Source organism: Pseudomonas sp. NFPP04 (assembly GCF_900113815.1).
Classification (GTDB): domain Bacteria; phylum Pseudomonadota; class Gammaproteobacteria; order Pseudomonadales; family Pseudomonadaceae; genus Aquipseudomonas; species Aquipseudomonas extremorientalis.
Genome location: NZ_FOQS01000011.1, coordinates 129,568 through 144,655, shown reverse-complemented (window position 1 = coordinate 144,655; position 15,088 = coordinate 129,568). Strand labels below are relative to the sequence as shown.

Genomic DNA, 15,088 nt, shown 5'->3' with positions numbered 1-15,088 from the left:
AGTCCGATACCCGTGTTCAAGCCTCTCGCCGTTCTCATCCTTGCCTGCGCTCCTCTGCTTGCCACCGCCGCCGACCTGGCCGGTGTCTGGACAGGCACCTTGGGCAAATCCGCGATCACCGTGTGTTTCAACGGTGCCCACGGCGCCAATGGCAGTTATTACTATCAAAGGATTCTCACGCCCATTCAGCTCACTCAGGTCAACGCCAGTGAGCCATGGGTTGAAGAAGGGCAAACCGGGTTCTGGCAGTTGGATGATCCCCAAGGCGACACGTTGACGGGTACCTGGAGCAAATCTCTCGAGGGTAAAAGCCTGGCGTTGGTGCTGAAACGCAGGGACACGGACGGTTGCGCCAGCGATGCCTATAACAATGCGCTTGAAGCCGTGCCACCCGCGGTAAAGGTCGAACGGAAAACCTTCGCCGAACACGCCTATCAAGTGAAGACCCAAGGAGGCCAGGTCATCCTGAAACTTGAAGGCGACGGTGCGGCCATCGACAAGATCAACCGAGAGCTCGCGCGCATGGCCATCAACCCGGACGGGCAGGCCGATTTCTACAGGGAGCGGCGCAACTCACTGGACCAGAGCGGCGGCACCACCACCAGTGAGATCGCGGTGGAGCCGTTCTACTGGTCATCGCACTGGATCACCGTGCGGTTCTATCGCTGGTCGGCGGGCTACGGACGCGGGGGCATCAGTTGGGGCCTGCACAGTTGGAACCTGCAAACCGGTGAAAAGGTCGACCCCTGGACGTGGTTGGGCGGCCATGAGCAATGGGACACGCCCTACTCGGGCCAGGTCAGTTTGCCGGCCGCTTTCAGCATCTGGCTGGCCAAGCAGACCACCACCGACGAAGGGTGCCCGGCCGTGACCAGTTATTCCTCGTTCGACTTGAGCTTCAACACCCAGGGCCTGCAACTGTCGACGCCCGCCCAGGGCGATGGCTGTGATAACGAACTGAGTTTTACCTGGGAGCAACTGGAGCCGGTGCTGAGCCCGGCAGGTAGAGCCGCACTGCCCAGCCTGATGGCGCCGTGACCGACCTTACAAAAAACCCACATTCGTTCACGAAATATTCAGAAACGCCGACGGATACTAGCCCATTGCAATGACCGTTCCCCCGGACGGTCCTCCTGCCCTGGTAGCCACACTCCATGACGCGTCCCGCTCCCCTGCTGTTCCTGCTTGCTGGTCTGTTGTTCTTCTTTGCCCTGGGTAACCACGAGCTGCAAGGCTCCACCGAAGCCCGCGTGGCCGGGATCGCCATGGCCATGCACCTGGACAATAACTGGGTGGTGCCCCAGTTGTTTCGTGAACCGTTCCTGGAAAAACCACCCTTGAGCCTGTGGATCGATGCCGGGGCGATTCGCCTGTTTGGCGGCACCACTTGGGCGGTGCGCCTGGCTTCGGCGTTTGCTGGGTTGTTCAGCGTGATGCTGCTGTACACCATGCTGCGCAGGTTCGGCCGGCCGCAGACGCTGGCCTTCAGCGCCGCGCTGATCCTGGCGACCATGGCCAGTTACTGGAGCAATGCGCGCGGTGTGGGTGAGGATTCGCTGCTCACCCTCGGCGTGACCGCCGCACTGCTGGGGTTTTACCAGGCCGTGCGGCCCGATCGTGAAGGGTCAAGCACAGGCGCATGGGCACTGTTTACCGCAGGGATGGTGATTGCCACCCTCAGCAAAGGCGTGCTGGGCCTGGCGATGCCGGGCATTGTGATTTTTGTATATCTGGTCAGCACCAGCCTCATGGACAAGCGCCTGCGCCTTGGCGACTGGCTCAAGCCCGCGCTGTTCACCTTGCTGGCGCTGGTGCCATTGGTGATCTGGCTGGGCTTCCTGTTCCAGCGTGGCGGCATGCAAGCGGTGGCCGAAGTGCTGCTGACCAACAGCGTCGGCCGTTTCAGCGGTTCGTTTGTCGAGGCAGGCCATTACGAGCCGTTCTACTACTACATCGCCAAGCTGCCCGAGGCGTTCCTGCCGTGGAATATCCTGGTGTACCTGGGCCTGTGGCATTTCCGCAAAAGCCTGGTGCGCAACCGCTACCACCTGTTCTTCAGCGTCTGGCTGGTGGCGCAGTTCACCCTGTTGACCCTGGCCTCGAGCAAACGCACGGTGTACCTGATGGCACTGGCCCCGGCCGCCGCCGTACTGGCCGCGGAATATGCACGGGTGCTGCTGGCGTGGCTGAAAACCCGCAAACCTGCGCTCTACACACATCACAGAACCCTCGTGGGCGGCGTGTTCACCCTGGCCGTGGGCTGCTATCTGATTGCAGCGTTCTGGTTTGCGCCCAAGGCCGACGTGCGCCAGTCGTTCGTCCCGGTGATCAGCCAGGTTCAGGCGTTTAAAGATGAAGGCAGGGAGGTGGTGCTGTTCCAACCCAACGAGCGCATCGCCGGGGCCAGCGTGTTCTATCTGCAGGCCTACTTGCCGATCCTGAAGACCGAGGCCGAGCTGCACAACTACTTAGGAGCCAAACCCGGCAACATTGCGTTGCTGGACCATACCAACGACCTGGCCACCCCGGTGAAGGTGATCAAGCAGATGTCGATCAACCGCCAGCCTTACTACTTCGTGGAGCAGTAAGGCCGGCGCGGGGCATCAGTGTTTGGTGACCTTGTCCAGGTAACCCATGGCAAACGCCGAGACCACGAAGGTCATGTGGATGATCACGTACCACATCAGGTGCTGCGGATCGACGTTCTTGGCGTCCATGAAGATGCGCAGCAAGTGGATGGACGAAATCGCCACGATGGACGCCGCCACTTTCATCTTCAGCGACGAAGAGTCCATGGTGCCCAGCCAGTTGAGTTTCTCTTTGTTTTCATCGATATCCAGCTGCGAGACGAAGTTCTCGTAGCCGGAAATCATCACCATCACCAGCAAGCCGCCGACCAGGGCCATGTCGATCAACGACAGCAGCAGCAGGATCACATCAGCTTCCAGCATGGAAAACACATTGGGCAGGACGTGGATGATTTCCTGGAAGAACTTCAGCGCCAGGATCAGCAGGCCCAGGGAAAGCCCCAGATAGATAGGCGCCAGCAGCCAGCGTGAGGCGTACATAGTATTTTCGATAAAGCGTTCCATTGGATCTCACACAGCTTGGCTAGAAATGGCGGCGAGTATACCAGCCGCTACAAGACAGCTGTAACCACGAGAAAACTGACCTGTGCGGCATCTGTAAGAGAATTTTTCTGCTAGTGTCGAGCCCAATAACAACTCGGCTCGATGACGTCGGACAGGAAAAACTCAGATGATGGATGTGCGATCCCCTTTGGCCAGTATCGGCCTGTGCGCGGCATTGCTGCTGGCTGGCGGCTGCTCCCCCAGTGACGAGCAGAAGCAGACCACCCTCGAAGAGAAAACCGCAAAGTTCGAACACTCCCTGGACAGCATCCAGGACCCCAAGCTGCGTGACGCCGTCGCCGACCTGGGCGGTTCGCTGCTGCTGCTGGAGCGGGCGCGGGTCAAACTCGCCAGCAAGCCCATCGAAGCCGAGTACGGCGAGGACTCCCTGGCCCTGCTCAAGCACTACCCCACGCCCCAGGCGTTGGTGGACACCTACATCAATGGCCTGTTTGTGCTGCGCAAGAGCTCCCATTCCGACTACCTGACCGACTTGCAGCCGGTGTTCCCGTTCAACTTCAACATGCCTGACCAGTTCCCCTTCCCCCACGGCCTGGAATGGCAGTCGGTGACCCTGAGCAACAACAAGGTCATCCCCTTCCAGCCGGAATGGTCGGAAACCGATCCGGGCATCCAGCTGAGCCCCAGCAGCTCCAACCTGACCAACCCCGACGACCTGACGGTGACCTACCCGTTCATCGACGGCATCGAGACGGAAAACAAGAGCCAGCCACAGCCCGTCAGCCTCAAGGGCACGGTGGAAGTGGTCGCGCCGGGCAAGGTGTTGACCTTTGATCTGTCGAAAAAAGACGTAGGCCACAAGCGCACCGAGGGCAACATCACCCTCAACCTGTTGCTCCTGGAAAAAAACTACGCCGAGATCGAGCTGACCAACAGCCAACCGCTGGCGCCTGAAGTCGGTGACGAATCGCCCAACCCGCTGCTGGTGCAGGCGCGGGACAGCACCGGGCAGTTCCTCACCCGGTCGGGCTCGATCAACGAAAGCAGCGCCCAGGTGGCGTTCTACGAAAAACAATTGGCCGAGATGCAAAAGCAGAAAGCCTGGTCGGAGGCGTTCGAAAAACAGCTCACCGAGGAACAAAAAGCTTTCGAACACAAACAGAGCAGCCATTACGCCAAGGTGTATTTCAATGGCGTGATCGACAACCTGCAGGTCAACGTACTGGATTTTTCCACCGCCACGCGCACGCGCAAAGACCTCGACCTGCCCGTGATGCGCTTCGACAAGAACAGCCTGCAGAACACCGTCCAGGCCCTGCCGATGCCGGTCACCGTGTATGACGACGGCGCCGCCAGCTGGCTCAAAGACGCGGGCATGACCGAGGACCAGCTGAAAAACAGCGTCACCATCAGCCAGTCGGTTGAAGACGCCAGCGCCGCGCACATCGTGTTCGACCACCCGTTCACCTTCAATGACGACCTAGTGGGCAGCGAGCGCAACAGCAGCGAATCACCGGTGACCTTCTTCACCGCCGACGAAAAAGGCGAACGTGGCGAGCCGATCGAACTGCCGGCCGAGGCGTTTGAACTGAACCCGGCACGCGGCACCCTCACCTACGACCTGAACCTGTTCCCGGAAAACCCGGCGTATGTGGTGGGCTCGATTCCGCTGTTCCTGGCGACCATCGACAAAGCCGAGATCGACGTGGCCAAGCTGCCCAAGGGGCTGTCGCTCAAGGACAACGCGCTGATCGTCGACCAGAAGGCCTTCCCCGCCGACAGCTGGCGCTTCTACGCCAAGGACGCCAGCGGCAACTACCTCAAGGAAATCCTCGGCGTCAGCCACCGCGCCGAGGAGTACGGCACGGCACTGTTTGACGTGCATCACTTCTACGGCCGGCCGACCACCCTGGAAAGCTACCAGCGCACCGACCTGAGCACCGTGCAATATGGCTTCGAGGTCAAGTTGGACAAACCCGAGAGCAAATAGCGGTCAGTGCTGGGTGTCACCATTGAGCTGTCGCAGATGGGCCTGCATGTGCAGGCACCAGATCTGCGGGTCACCCGCCTTCTCGTAGCCGTGCTGGGTCAGGCTGTCGACGATGGACTCCAGCATGTTTTCCGCGACGAAGGGCCCGGGGAACGGGCCTTGAGACTTGATGGTGGACGGCTGTTCACCGGTCATTCCGGCAGCAAACAACAAGGTCCACATCCCGTTATCCCCCGCAAGAGGGCGAATGGAACATTCGATACGGGTGACCAGGCCAAAGCACTGGCGGGTAAGGCAAAGGTTGCGCGGCATGGCGGCGACCCTCGGTAGATCGGTGTTCAACCTGCGCCTGGGGCGAGGCTGTTTCTATCCCGCGACTCCTGTGGATATCCCTTGAGCACAGAATAGAAGAAAACCACGACAAACCAAGGTTGTAGGGACCAACGGGCGTTGGTCCTACAGTCGCGCCAAATTCATGACGGTTTTACCCGTCATGTGGTGAGGGGATTGTTGTGGCTATGGTGCTAGTTGTGGCGAGCGGGCTTGCCCCGCGTTGGGCTGCGCAGCAGCCCCAATAGGACCGCTGCGGTGTGCCAGTGAGATTGAATTGTCTGGTTTTAGGGCTGCTTCGCAGCCCAACGCGGGGCAAGCCCGCTCGCCACAACAAGCCCGCTCGCCACAATTCACGTCGCCATCAGATGGGCTTGGCTTCCGCCAACGCTTCCTGCGCCAACTCCTTCTCCGCTTCCTTCAGGTCTTCCTCGCTGATCATCTCGGCAATCGCGCGCAACCGCTCTACCACACGCGCATTCACCGTGCCTTCCGGAAACTGCCCTTCGGCATCCGGCTCACCGGCATCCTCGCCCACCAACAGGCTCAACGCCTCGTCCGCCTGGCGCACCGCATAGATATGGAACTGCCCGGCACGCACGGCCTGCAGCACCTTCTCATCCAGCATCAGCGTAGCGACGTTGGCCTGGGGAATGATCGCGCCCTGTTCACCGGTCAGGCCACGCGCTTCGCAGAGGCGGAAGAACCCTTCGATCTTCTCGTTGACCCCGCCCACCGCCTGCACTTCACCAAACTGGTTGATGGAGCCGGTGATGGCGAAGCACTGCTTGAGCGGGGTTTTCGACAAGGCCGAGATCAAGGTGCACGCTTCGCCCAGGGAGGCACTGTCGCCGTCCACATAACCGTAGGACTGCTCCAGCGCGATACTCGCCGAGATCGCCAGCGGGAATTCCTGGGCATAACGGCTACCCAGGTAACCGGTGAGGATCATCACACCCTTGGAGTGGATCGGCTGACCGAGGTTGACCTCACGCTCGATGTCGACAATACCGCTGCCGCCCGGATACACCGTGGCGGAAATCCGCGCCGGCACACCGAATGCCGAATCGCCCACCTCCAGCACCGTCAGCCCGTTGCACTTGCCCACCGCGGCACCGGCGGTGTCGATCAGGATCACCCCGGCGAGCATGTCGTCGAGAATCCGCGCCGACACCCGCCCGGTACGCGTGGCCTTGGCCTTGAGTGCGCGTTCGATATGCCCGGCATCGGTCATCTCGTCGCCTGCCAGATGGCGAATGAAATCCGCCTCGCTGACCAGCTGGAACAAATCCCCGATACGCGCCGACAAGCGCCCCTGGTGCTCCGCCAGCCTGGCGCTGTAGGTGGCCAACCGCGCCACCGCATCCGAGGTCAGCGGTGCCATGCCTTCTTCCGACGTGCGGGTTTTCAGCAATTGGGCGAACTGCTCCAGGCTTTCGTCGACCATCGGGATGTCTTCGTCGAAGTCCACCAGTACGCGGAACATCTCCTGGAAGTCCGGATCGGCGTCCTGCAACGCGTAGTACAACTGGCGCGAACCAATGATGATCACCTTGACCTGCAACGGGATCATCTGCGGGTTGAGGGTCACGGTGGCCAGGCGGCCCAGTTCGCCCAGCGGCGATTCCATCTTAAGCTTGCGCGATTGCAGGGAGCGCTTGAGGGCGTCCCAGACGAACGGCTCGCCGAGCATTTTTTCGGCTTCGAGAATCAGGAAGCCGCCGTTGGCACGGTGCAAGGCGCCCGGACGCAGCTGGCGATAGGTGGTGTAGAGCGCGCCCTGGTCGGTGCTGTACTCGATGCGGCCGAACAGGTTGTCGTAGGTCGGGTGCGGCTCAAACACCACCGGCGCGCCACCGTTGACCGGATGGCCCACCACCAGGCTTGGGCAGTACTGCTCTTCAAGCAGCTTGCGCGCCTGGGCGTCGGTCTTGGCATCGTCCACCAATTGCTCGACCACGGTCTTGAGCAAGTACACCTGCATGGCTTGCAGGTAGCCGCAGACGCCTGCGTTTTCCGCATACTTTTCCGACAATGGCGCAAGCAGAGGCTGCAGGGCCAGGGTGATGGTTTCTTCGTTGAACTGGCGCAGTTGGTTGTTCGACTCACGCTTCCACTGCGGCAGGCTGGCCAGCTCTTCGTTGAGGCGCTCTTCCAGCTCGGAAATATCCGTGTGGAAGCGCTCGCGATCAGCTTCCGGCAGCTGCGAGAACTCGGCCTCGTCCAGTGCCTTGCCGTCGAGCATCGGCGTGAAGGCAATGTTGGAGCTGTCGCGGTACAGCGCCACGTCCTTTTCCAGGGCCAGGCGTTCGATCACGTCCAGGGCCTTGTCGTAGCGCTGGTTGAAGGCGCGGTCGATCGCGCTCTTGCGCTGTTGATAAGTCGGGTGCTCGAAGACTGCCGGGAAGGTGGCGACAAGGTTGTCGACCAGACCGTTGATGTCGTTGATGAACGCCGCCGCACCGCCGCCCGGTAATTCAAGGGCACGCGGCTCGCGAGGCTCATCGAAATTATTCACATAGACCCAGTCCGACGGGGTCTGCAGGCGCTTGCCTTCGGCCTTCAGGTAGCGTTTGACGAACGAAAAGCGACCGGTCCCGGGCTCGCCCATGACAAACACGTTGTAACCGGGGCGTGGCATGGCCACACCGAACTGCAACGCTTCAACCGCACGTTCCTGGCCAAGCACACCGCGAAAGGGCTCCAAATCATTGGTGGTCGAGAAGCTGAACTGTTCAGCGGAGAAAGGGCGAGTCAGCGCTTCGGGCGCTAGACGCAAGCTGGCAGCAACAGGATCAGGCATCGGGCTTCCTTACATCAGGCGGGGCAGATGACGGCATTCTGGCTCCCGGTTACGCGCTCTGGCAAGGCGCGCCTGTGGGAAAGCATAGACACGGGACGCGCCCTGTAAAAATATCGGGTCATCATCGAATGTTTTAGAAAAATGCACGGAACCCTTGGAACGTGCCTAAACTCCAAACTGCGCGGGTTGGACTAATAACTGGCCCCTAGGGCGCCGCGATGCGCCTGAACCCTTGTCCATTGGTTTGCACACAAAGAGAACAAAGCTATGAAACGGATCCTTCTCGGTACTCTCTTCACCGTCGTCTCCCTCAATGCAATGGCAGAAGCACCAGGTGGCCCGAACTGCGGTTGGGGCAACATGTTGTTCGAAGGCCAGCGCGGCACTCCAGCTCACTTCCTGGCTTCCACCACCAACGGTACATCGGGTAACGCCACGTTCGGCATGACCTCGGGCACCAACGGTTGCAGCACCAACAGCGCCCTGACTTACGGCGGCAAATCGTGGATTGCCATGAATGGCATGATGAACGAGCTGTCCGAAGACATGGCCAAGGGTAATGGCGAAGCGCTGACCACCTACGCCGTGGTACTGGGCGTGGCCCCGGAAGATCGCGAACACTTCGCGGCCGTGACCCACGAGCACTTCCAGCAGATCTTCAGCAAGGCTGACGTGACCGCTGACGACGTGCACAACAACACCATTGCTGTACTGAAAAGCGATGCCCGTCTGGCGAAATACGCTACCCAGGCTTAAGCTCGTCCAGCCCGCGCCTGCTTAAGGCGCGGGTTTTATTTTTGGGCCCGCCTCCCCTTTGGGTCTCTCTTAATTCCGACTTAAGTTGCCCCTATGCTCAAACGCTTTGCCTGGACGGCACTCTTCGCCTGCGCCCCGCTGTACGCGGCACCGCATCTTGATGATCAACGTTTGCAGCAATTGGCCAACGATCCGTTCTGGCTGTCCCTCGGCCATTATGAAGCCGGCAAAATCAGTGGCTGGCGCAGTTATGTCAGCGACAAGAAATTCTTCCTCGCAGCCGATGGCGCCCACCACCCGGACGCCGAACTCAAGGCCACCGTTGACGCGCTCTACGCGCCGGCCAGCCTGGGTGAAAAACATGCCCAATGCGTTTACCCCGCACGTACCCGCTGGCTCAAGGCTCAGTTGCACCTCACTGACCTGCCCGCCGTGGACTGCACGGAATTCAAGCAATGGTTCAAGGACGTCGCCCCTCACAGCGCGGTGATGATCTTCCCGGCGGCCTACCTCAACAGCCCGTCGTCGATGTTCGGCCACACCCTGCTGCGCATCGACCAGGCCGACGTGCAAAGCAACAACACCGCCCTGCTCAGCTACGCGATCAACTTCGGTGCCTATATCGAAGGCTCCGACAACAGTATCCTCTATGCCTGGAAAGGCCTGATGGGTGGTTATCCCGGCCTGTTCGCCCTGGTGCCCTACCAGGAAAAACTCTCCGAATACCGTAGCCTTGAGAACCGCGACCTGTGGGAATACCGCCTCAACCTCACCCAGGTCGAGACCGAGCGCATGGTCGAGCACGTGTGGGAGCTCAAGCAGATCCAGTTCGATTACTTCTTTTTCGACGAAAACTGCTCCTATCGCCTGCTCGAACTGCTGCAAGTGGCCCGCCCCGGCCTGCGCCTGACCGAACAGTTTCCACTGACCGCCATCCCGACCGATACGGTCAAGGCCGTGAAAGATGCGGGCCTGGTGGAAAGGATCGACTACCGCCCGTCCCGTGAGCGCGAGCTGTTGGAACGCGCCAAGCCGCTGGACAGCGACGAACAGCAATGGGTGTTGAAGGTCAGCGATGACCAGCAGCAATTGCAGGAACCGGCCTTCAAAGCCCTGCCCCGCGACCGCCAGGCCCTGATCATCGACGCCGCCTACCGCCTCGGCCGCTACCGCGCCAACGGCCTGGAACGCGACACCGTCCGCTCCCAACGCAGCTTCGAACTGCTGCGCGCGATCAACCAGAACCCGGCGCCCGACCTCAAGATCACACCGCCCGGCCTGCCGGAAAACGGCCACGAATCGCGCACCTGGCAAGCCGGCATCGGCACCCGTGGCGACAAGGCCTTCGGCGAATACGGCCTGCGCATGGCCTACCACGACCTCAACGACAACGCCGAAGGTTTCCCCCTGGGCGCACAGATCGAAATCCTGCAAATGAAACTGCGCCAGTACGAAGGCAACCACTGGCAGCTGCAGCAACTGGACCTGGCCACCATCCGCTCCCTGACCCCACGCAACGCCCTGTTGCAGCCGTGGTCCTGGCAAGTCACTGGCGGCCTTGAACGCGTGCCCGGCAAACACGACGACGAAACCCTGGTCGCCCACGTCAACGGCGGCGCCGGCGGCACCTGGCAGTTGAGTGACGACATGCTCGGCTTCGCCCTCGGCACCGTGCGCGTGGAGCACAACAACGACTTCAGCGAAGCCATCTCCCCGGCGGCCGGGTTCAACACCGGCGTGCTGTGGAAGAACCCGCTGGGCAACCTGAGCCTGGAAGCCAAGGGTGACTTTTTCACCAATGGCGAAGTGCGCCGCAGTATCAGCCTGAATCAACAGTGGGAATTGTCGCGCAACCTGGGGCTACGCCTGAGTGCACAGCGCGAGTACAGCCACTTGTCGACGCCGGTGAATGAAGTGATGCTTGAAGTGAAGTGGTATCACTACTGACTAAAGCCTGGCCGAGATCAATATGTGGGAGGGGGCTTGCCCCCGATAGCAGTGCATCAGTCACATATCCATCGCCTGACACGCCGCCATCGGAGGCAAGCCTCCTCCCACATTGGGTCAGCGTCTATTCAGTTTCTTCTAAAAGGAGCCCCACCAACATGGCCGTTAACTGCACCAGCCTCGAAGAAGTCCGCACCCACATCGACCGCCTCGACCAGCAGATCGTCACCCTGCTGGCCGAGCGTGGCGGCTACGTCTCCCAGGCCGCGCGCTTCAAGAAAGACACAGACAGCGTCAAGGCCCCACAACGGGTTGAACAGGTAATCGCCAAGGTGCGGGAGATATCCCAGGCAGTGGGTGCCAATCCCGAGGTCACGGAACAGGTGTATCGCGCGATGATTGCGGCGTTTATCCAGCAGGAATTGGCGGAGCATGCTGCGCTCACGGAAACTCGCTAAGAATTACCCAAATTATTCGCCTACACAGCAAACTCACAAGCCATCCTCAAGCCCCTGATTACTAAGAAGGAAATCTTGCGGTTTTTTTAGCTTTTTTGAGTCATCGAAAACTTGCTCCGACGAAGCCTCGCTTTATGGGGATTTGTGTCTAGTCTCGGGTAGCAATCAAATTGCCACCACGTCTATACACGGATCTGAATAGGTAAGAGGCTTACTATGGAATTTTTCGAAAAGCTCACCAGTCTGGCCGCCAAGGTTCGGTTGCAAGGCCCGGCCATTCAAACAGAAGAAGCGACCAAAAATGCTTTTGTAATGCCGTTTATCAACACGGTACTGGGTTATGACGTGTTTGATCCGCAGGAGGTGACGCCTGAGTTTGTCTGCGATGTCGGGACGAAGAAAGGTGAAAAAATCGACTACGCCATCATGAAAGACGGTGAAGTTCAGATACTCATTGAATGCAAAAAGATCGGCGAGTCACTGAGCATCAATCATGCCTCGCAGCTGTTTCGGTATTTTCATGTCACCAGCGCAAGAATCTCAATTCTCACCAACGGCCAGGTCTATCGGTTTTTTACTGACTTGGACGCACCGAATAAAATGGACGAAAAGCCATTTCTTGAGCTAGACCTGCTGGACATTGATGAATACTCCGTACCGGAGTTGATAAAGCTGACCAAGTCAGCCTTCGACGTCGATTCAATCATCAACGCTGCGGGAGAGCTGAAATATGTCAGCCAGCTCAAGAAGCTGATTGGCGCTCAAGTCAGTAAACCGGAAGACGACTTCGTTAAATTCTTTGCCTCCCGCGTTTACGAGGGAGTCATCACTCAGAGAGTCCGTGAGCAGTTTTTCGAACTGACACGTAAAGCCTTGGCTCAGTTTCTGAATGACCAGATCAATGATCGACTCAAATCGGCCATGAGCGGGGTAATTCAACCGACGATAGCTTCATTGACCGTCACGAACAGCGCAAATACGGATCTTCAGGAACGAGACGAATCGGAAGACAAGATCCTGACGACGCTTGAAGAACTGGAGGGCTATCACATCGTCCGCGCTGTCGTACGCTCCGTTGTCGATGCCAAACGAATCGTTCAACGCGATACCCAAAGCTATTTTGGGATATTACTGGACGACAACAATCGCAAGCCTATCTGCCGTCTTCACTTCAATCGCAGCCAAAAATACCTCGGGATATTCGACGAGGAAAAAAATGAAACCCGGCACGCCATTTCATCCATTGATGAGATTTACGAATACGCGGATCAACTGAAAAAAACAGTGGGTTATTACGACTGAAGGCCGCACCGGAATATTTTCAGCCGTCGATAACCCCGTGGCGAGTTTCTTGGAATAAAAAAGCAAAGTGGAGGCGTGTTCCAAGGCTTCCTCAATCGGCATGCCGGAATTGACACGAAACAGCGGTTTTTCGTTTTCGCCGTAGTCGCCGAAAGTGACGACACCAAGTGTGGTGATTGCGGACAAGGGTGGATCAGGGACGACTTTGCTCATGATGATTGCTCTCTTGTGAAGTCGAGCCACCAGATCACATCGCTAAACATGAAGAGGGTGGCAGCTGTGTGCAGGTTAGCGATCCGGGTCTGAGAGCACCCCGGGTAGACTCAAAAGTCTCCCGCACACGGGAGTATCAGTTTTTTTGTGTTCGGGCTGGTTAGGGCCTGCCGTCAGGCAGGCCCTTGTTTTACCAGCTCGGTCTGGTAAATCGGTCTCCGTACAGGATCGCAAATTGATTCATTGCCACTTTCCAGTCGTGTGCCGCATGACCCCAGTTGGCGGTGATGTTGCGCAACCCAAGCCATATCAGTTTCGTCGCGGCCTCATCGGTCGGGAAGTGCCCTCGAGTCTTGATGATCTTGCGTAACTGGGCATTGATGCTCTCGATGGCATTGGTCGTGTAAACCACTTTGCGGATGCCCGCCGGGAAAACAAAAAACGGTATAACCCGATCCCAGGCGCGACGCCATGCAGCAACCACAGTCGGATACTGCTTGCACCAGGGGCCCGCTTCAAAGGCGTTAAGCTCTTGCTCAGCCACATCGGCATTGATCGCCTGGTAGATCGGCTTGAGTGCTTTGGCCAGTGCCCGACGTTTATCCCAAGCGGCATAGTCCAAGCTGTTGCGGATCAGATGCACGATGCAGGTTTGCAGCGTCGTGGCAGGAAAAACCGCCCCCAACGCCTCCGGTATTCCTTTGAGGCCATCCGTGACGGCGATCAGAACATCTTCAACGCCACGAGTCTTGAGGTCGTTGAACACCTTCATCCAAAACTTGGCACCCTCGGTGCTCTCGATCCATATACCCAGAATGTCGCGCGTGCCATCAGGTAATACCCCCAGCGCCAGATAAATAGCCTTGTTGCACACTAACCCCTCGTCCCGGATTTTGACCCGTAACGCATCGAAGAAGATCACCGGATACATCGGTTCCAAGGGTCGTTGCTGCCAAGCGCCCACCTCTTCCATGACCGCATCGGTGACTGAGCTGATGAAGTCATGGGACACGTCAGTTCCATACTGCTCAGACAGAAAAGCGCGGATCTCACGCACCGTCATGCCCCGGGCGTACATGGCAATTATCTTGTCGTCGAAGCCTGTAAAACGGCGTTCGTGCTTGGGAATCAGGATCGGGGCGAAGCTACCATCGCGGTCTCTGGGGATATCCAGGCGAAGCGGCCCGTCGTCGGTCAGAACCGTCTTGCTGCTTTTGCCATTGCGCTGATTGGTCGACTCCTCAGGGCGCTCCGCGCCCTGAGGGTAACCAAGGTGGTGACCCAGCTCGGCGCCTAGTGCACGCTCGATCAGAGCCTTCTTGAACGCCATGGACGCGTCTTGAATGGCTTCGGCGCTCATCGGGCCTTTAACAAACTGCTCGATCAGCTCTTGGGGAATCGAGGGCAACTCCCTCGCTGTTGCATTGGCGGACTTCTTTTTGGTCGGCATACATGCACCTCTAGCTACATGTTATGCCCGAACACAAAATTTCTGACAGTCTCCCGCACACAGCCGCCATAAAACGCTAAAAGCTAACAGATGCCAGCTAATACTGTTGGGAGCGGTGCCACTCTTGAGGCTCGGATCGCTAAACCCGGTCGCTGATATGCAGCGACCCAAAGAGGCTAATGATCCAAACGGTACGGCACAATAGGCCAGAGATTCTCTAGGAAACGTCCTGCAATTTAAAGCGAATCGTCGTTGATGCCCCTTTAACCCAACGCCATTCTCACCTCCCTTTCACACCTCCCCGACAATTACCCTTCTAGACTTCCCCTATCAGCCGTGAAACGGCCAGGGAGTACGCCATGTGGCGGTGTGCGGTAATGCTGTGTGCAGTGGTGGTGTTGGCGGGTTGCCAGTCGACCCATCAAGAGTTGTTGGCCAAGGGTTACCCACCGGCGTTTGCCGATGGTTTTGATGACGGTTGCAGCAGCGGTCGTCAGGCGGCTGGGGTGATCAGCGGGGAGTTCCGCAAGAACGTGCCGCGTTATCTCAAGGTCCGTGAATACGCCGAGGGCTGGGAAGATGGCTTTCGCCAGTGCAAGGCCATGCGCGAGAACGAAGAGCTGCGCGACTACAAGGACAATCACTGGGATGACCGCGAACGCGCCTGGCAGCACGAGAAGGACCGCGACGCCGCCAGGGCCTATCGTTCGCAGTAGGTCGCTTTCAGACATCCATCGAAACTAATGC

At 58.7% G+C, this 15,088-nt stretch carries 13 protein-coding genes; 8 read left to right on the top strand and 5 right to left on the bottom strand.

Going from position 1 to position 15,088, the window contains the following annotated elements:
• Positions 1–12: 12 nt before the first annotated feature.
• Both BM017_RS21970 and BM017_RS21965 read left to right on the top strand, forming a co-directional pair.
• The gene (locus tag BM017_RS21970; protein ID WP_092248327.1) at positions 13–1,038 is read left to right on the top strand and encodes a hypothetical protein; all 1,026 of its coding nucleotides are present in this window, start codon (positions 13–15) and stop codon (positions 1,036–1,038) included.
• Positions 1,039–1,154: 116 nt separating this feature from the next.
• Positions 1,155–2,588, top strand: coding sequence for an ArnT family glycosyltransferase (locus BM017_RS21965; RefSeq protein WP_092248324.1), 1,434 nt, complete (start codon positions 1,155–1,157; stop codon positions 2,586–2,588).
• A gap of 15 nt (positions 2,589–2,603) precedes the next feature.
• Here the strand turns inward: BM017_RS21965 and BM017_RS21960 are convergent, their stop codons facing one another.
• Positions 2,604–3,092 carry a TIGR00645 family protein gene (locus tag BM017_RS21960; protein WP_071489973.1) on the bottom strand — a complete coding sequence of 163 codons (489 nt, stop codon included), beginning with the start codon at positions 3,090–3,092 and terminating at the stop codon, positions 2,604–2,606.
• A gap of 166 nt (positions 3,093–3,258) precedes the next feature.
• Between BM017_RS21960 and BM017_RS21955 the strand changes: the two genes are divergently transcribed.
• The gene (locus tag BM017_RS21955) at positions 3,259–5,082 is read left to right on the top strand and encodes a hypothetical protein (protein WP_092248321.1); all 1,824 of its coding nucleotides are present in this window, start codon (positions 3,259–3,261) and stop codon (positions 5,080–5,082) included.
• Positions 5,083–5,085: 3 nt separating this feature from the next.
• Here the strand turns inward: BM017_RS21955 and BM017_RS21950 are convergent, their stop codons facing one another.
• Complete coding sequence (locus tag BM017_RS21950) at positions 5,086–5,394, bottom strand: PA4575 family protein (RefSeq protein WP_058427690.1); 309 nt, start codon at positions 5,392–5,394, stop codon at positions 5,086–5,088.
• A 382-nt stretch (positions 5,395–5,776) separates the two neighbouring features.
• A complete protein-coding gene (locus tag BM017_RS21945; protein WP_092248319.1) occupies positions 5,777–8,215 on the bottom strand; it encodes a Lon protease family protein in 2,439 nt (812 codons plus the stop codon).
• 267 nt (positions 8,216–8,482) lie between these two features.
• Between BM017_RS21945 and BM017_RS21940 the strand changes: the two genes are divergently transcribed.
• The 4 genes from BM017_RS21940 to BM017_RS21925 all read left to right on the top strand — a co-directional run bounded on the left by BM017_RS21940 (position 8,483) and on the right by BM017_RS21925 (position 12,678).
• Positions 8,483–8,971 (top strand): DUF3015 domain-containing protein, encoded by a 489-nt coding sequence (locus tag BM017_RS21940; RefSeq protein WP_015885974.1) that lies wholly within the window; start codon positions 8,483–8,485, stop codon positions 8,969–8,971.
• Positions 8,972–9,064: 93 nt separating this feature from the next.
• Entirely contained in the window at positions 9,065–10,918 is a 1,854-nt protein-coding gene (locus BM017_RS21935; RefSeq protein WP_092248316.1) for an Lnb N-terminal periplasmic domain-containing protein, read from the top strand.
• A 158-nt stretch (positions 10,919–11,076) separates the two neighbouring features.
• Positions 11,077–11,376, top strand: coding sequence for a chorismate mutase (locus BM017_RS21930; protein WP_092248313.1), 300 nt, complete (start codon positions 11,077–11,079; stop codon positions 11,374–11,376).
• A gap of 216 nt (positions 11,377–11,592) precedes the next feature.
• Positions 11,593–12,678, top strand: coding sequence for a type I restriction endonuclease (locus tag BM017_RS21925; RefSeq protein WP_058427694.1), 1,086 nt, complete (start codon positions 11,593–11,595; stop codon positions 12,676–12,678).
• Here the strand turns inward: BM017_RS21925 and BM017_RS29410 are convergent.
• Both BM017_RS29410 and BM017_RS21910 read right to left on the bottom strand, forming a co-directional pair.
• Positions 12,613–12,891, bottom strand: a complete 279-nt coding sequence (locus tag BM017_RS29410; RefSeq protein ID WP_256575657.1) for a DUF3077 domain-containing protein — start codon at positions 12,889–12,891, stop codon at positions 12,613–12,615. The two genes, BM017_RS21925 and BM017_RS29410, sit on opposite strands and share 66 nt — an antisense overlap.
• 190 nt (positions 12,892–13,081) lie before the next feature.
• Positions 13,082–14,341, bottom strand: coding sequence for an IS256-like element ISPsy17 family transposase (locus BM017_RS21910; RefSeq protein ID WP_092248310.1), 1,260 nt, complete (start codon positions 14,339–14,341; stop codon positions 13,082–13,084).
• A 359-nt stretch (positions 14,342–14,700) separates the two neighbouring features.
• On the opposite strand from BM017_RS21910, the gene BM017_RS21905 reads away from it, so the two are divergent.
• Positions 14,701–15,057, top strand: a complete 357-nt coding sequence (locus BM017_RS21905; protein WP_071489967.1) for a hypothetical protein — start codon at positions 14,701–14,703, stop codon at positions 15,055–15,057.
• Positions 15,058–15,088 lie beyond the last annotated feature (31 nt).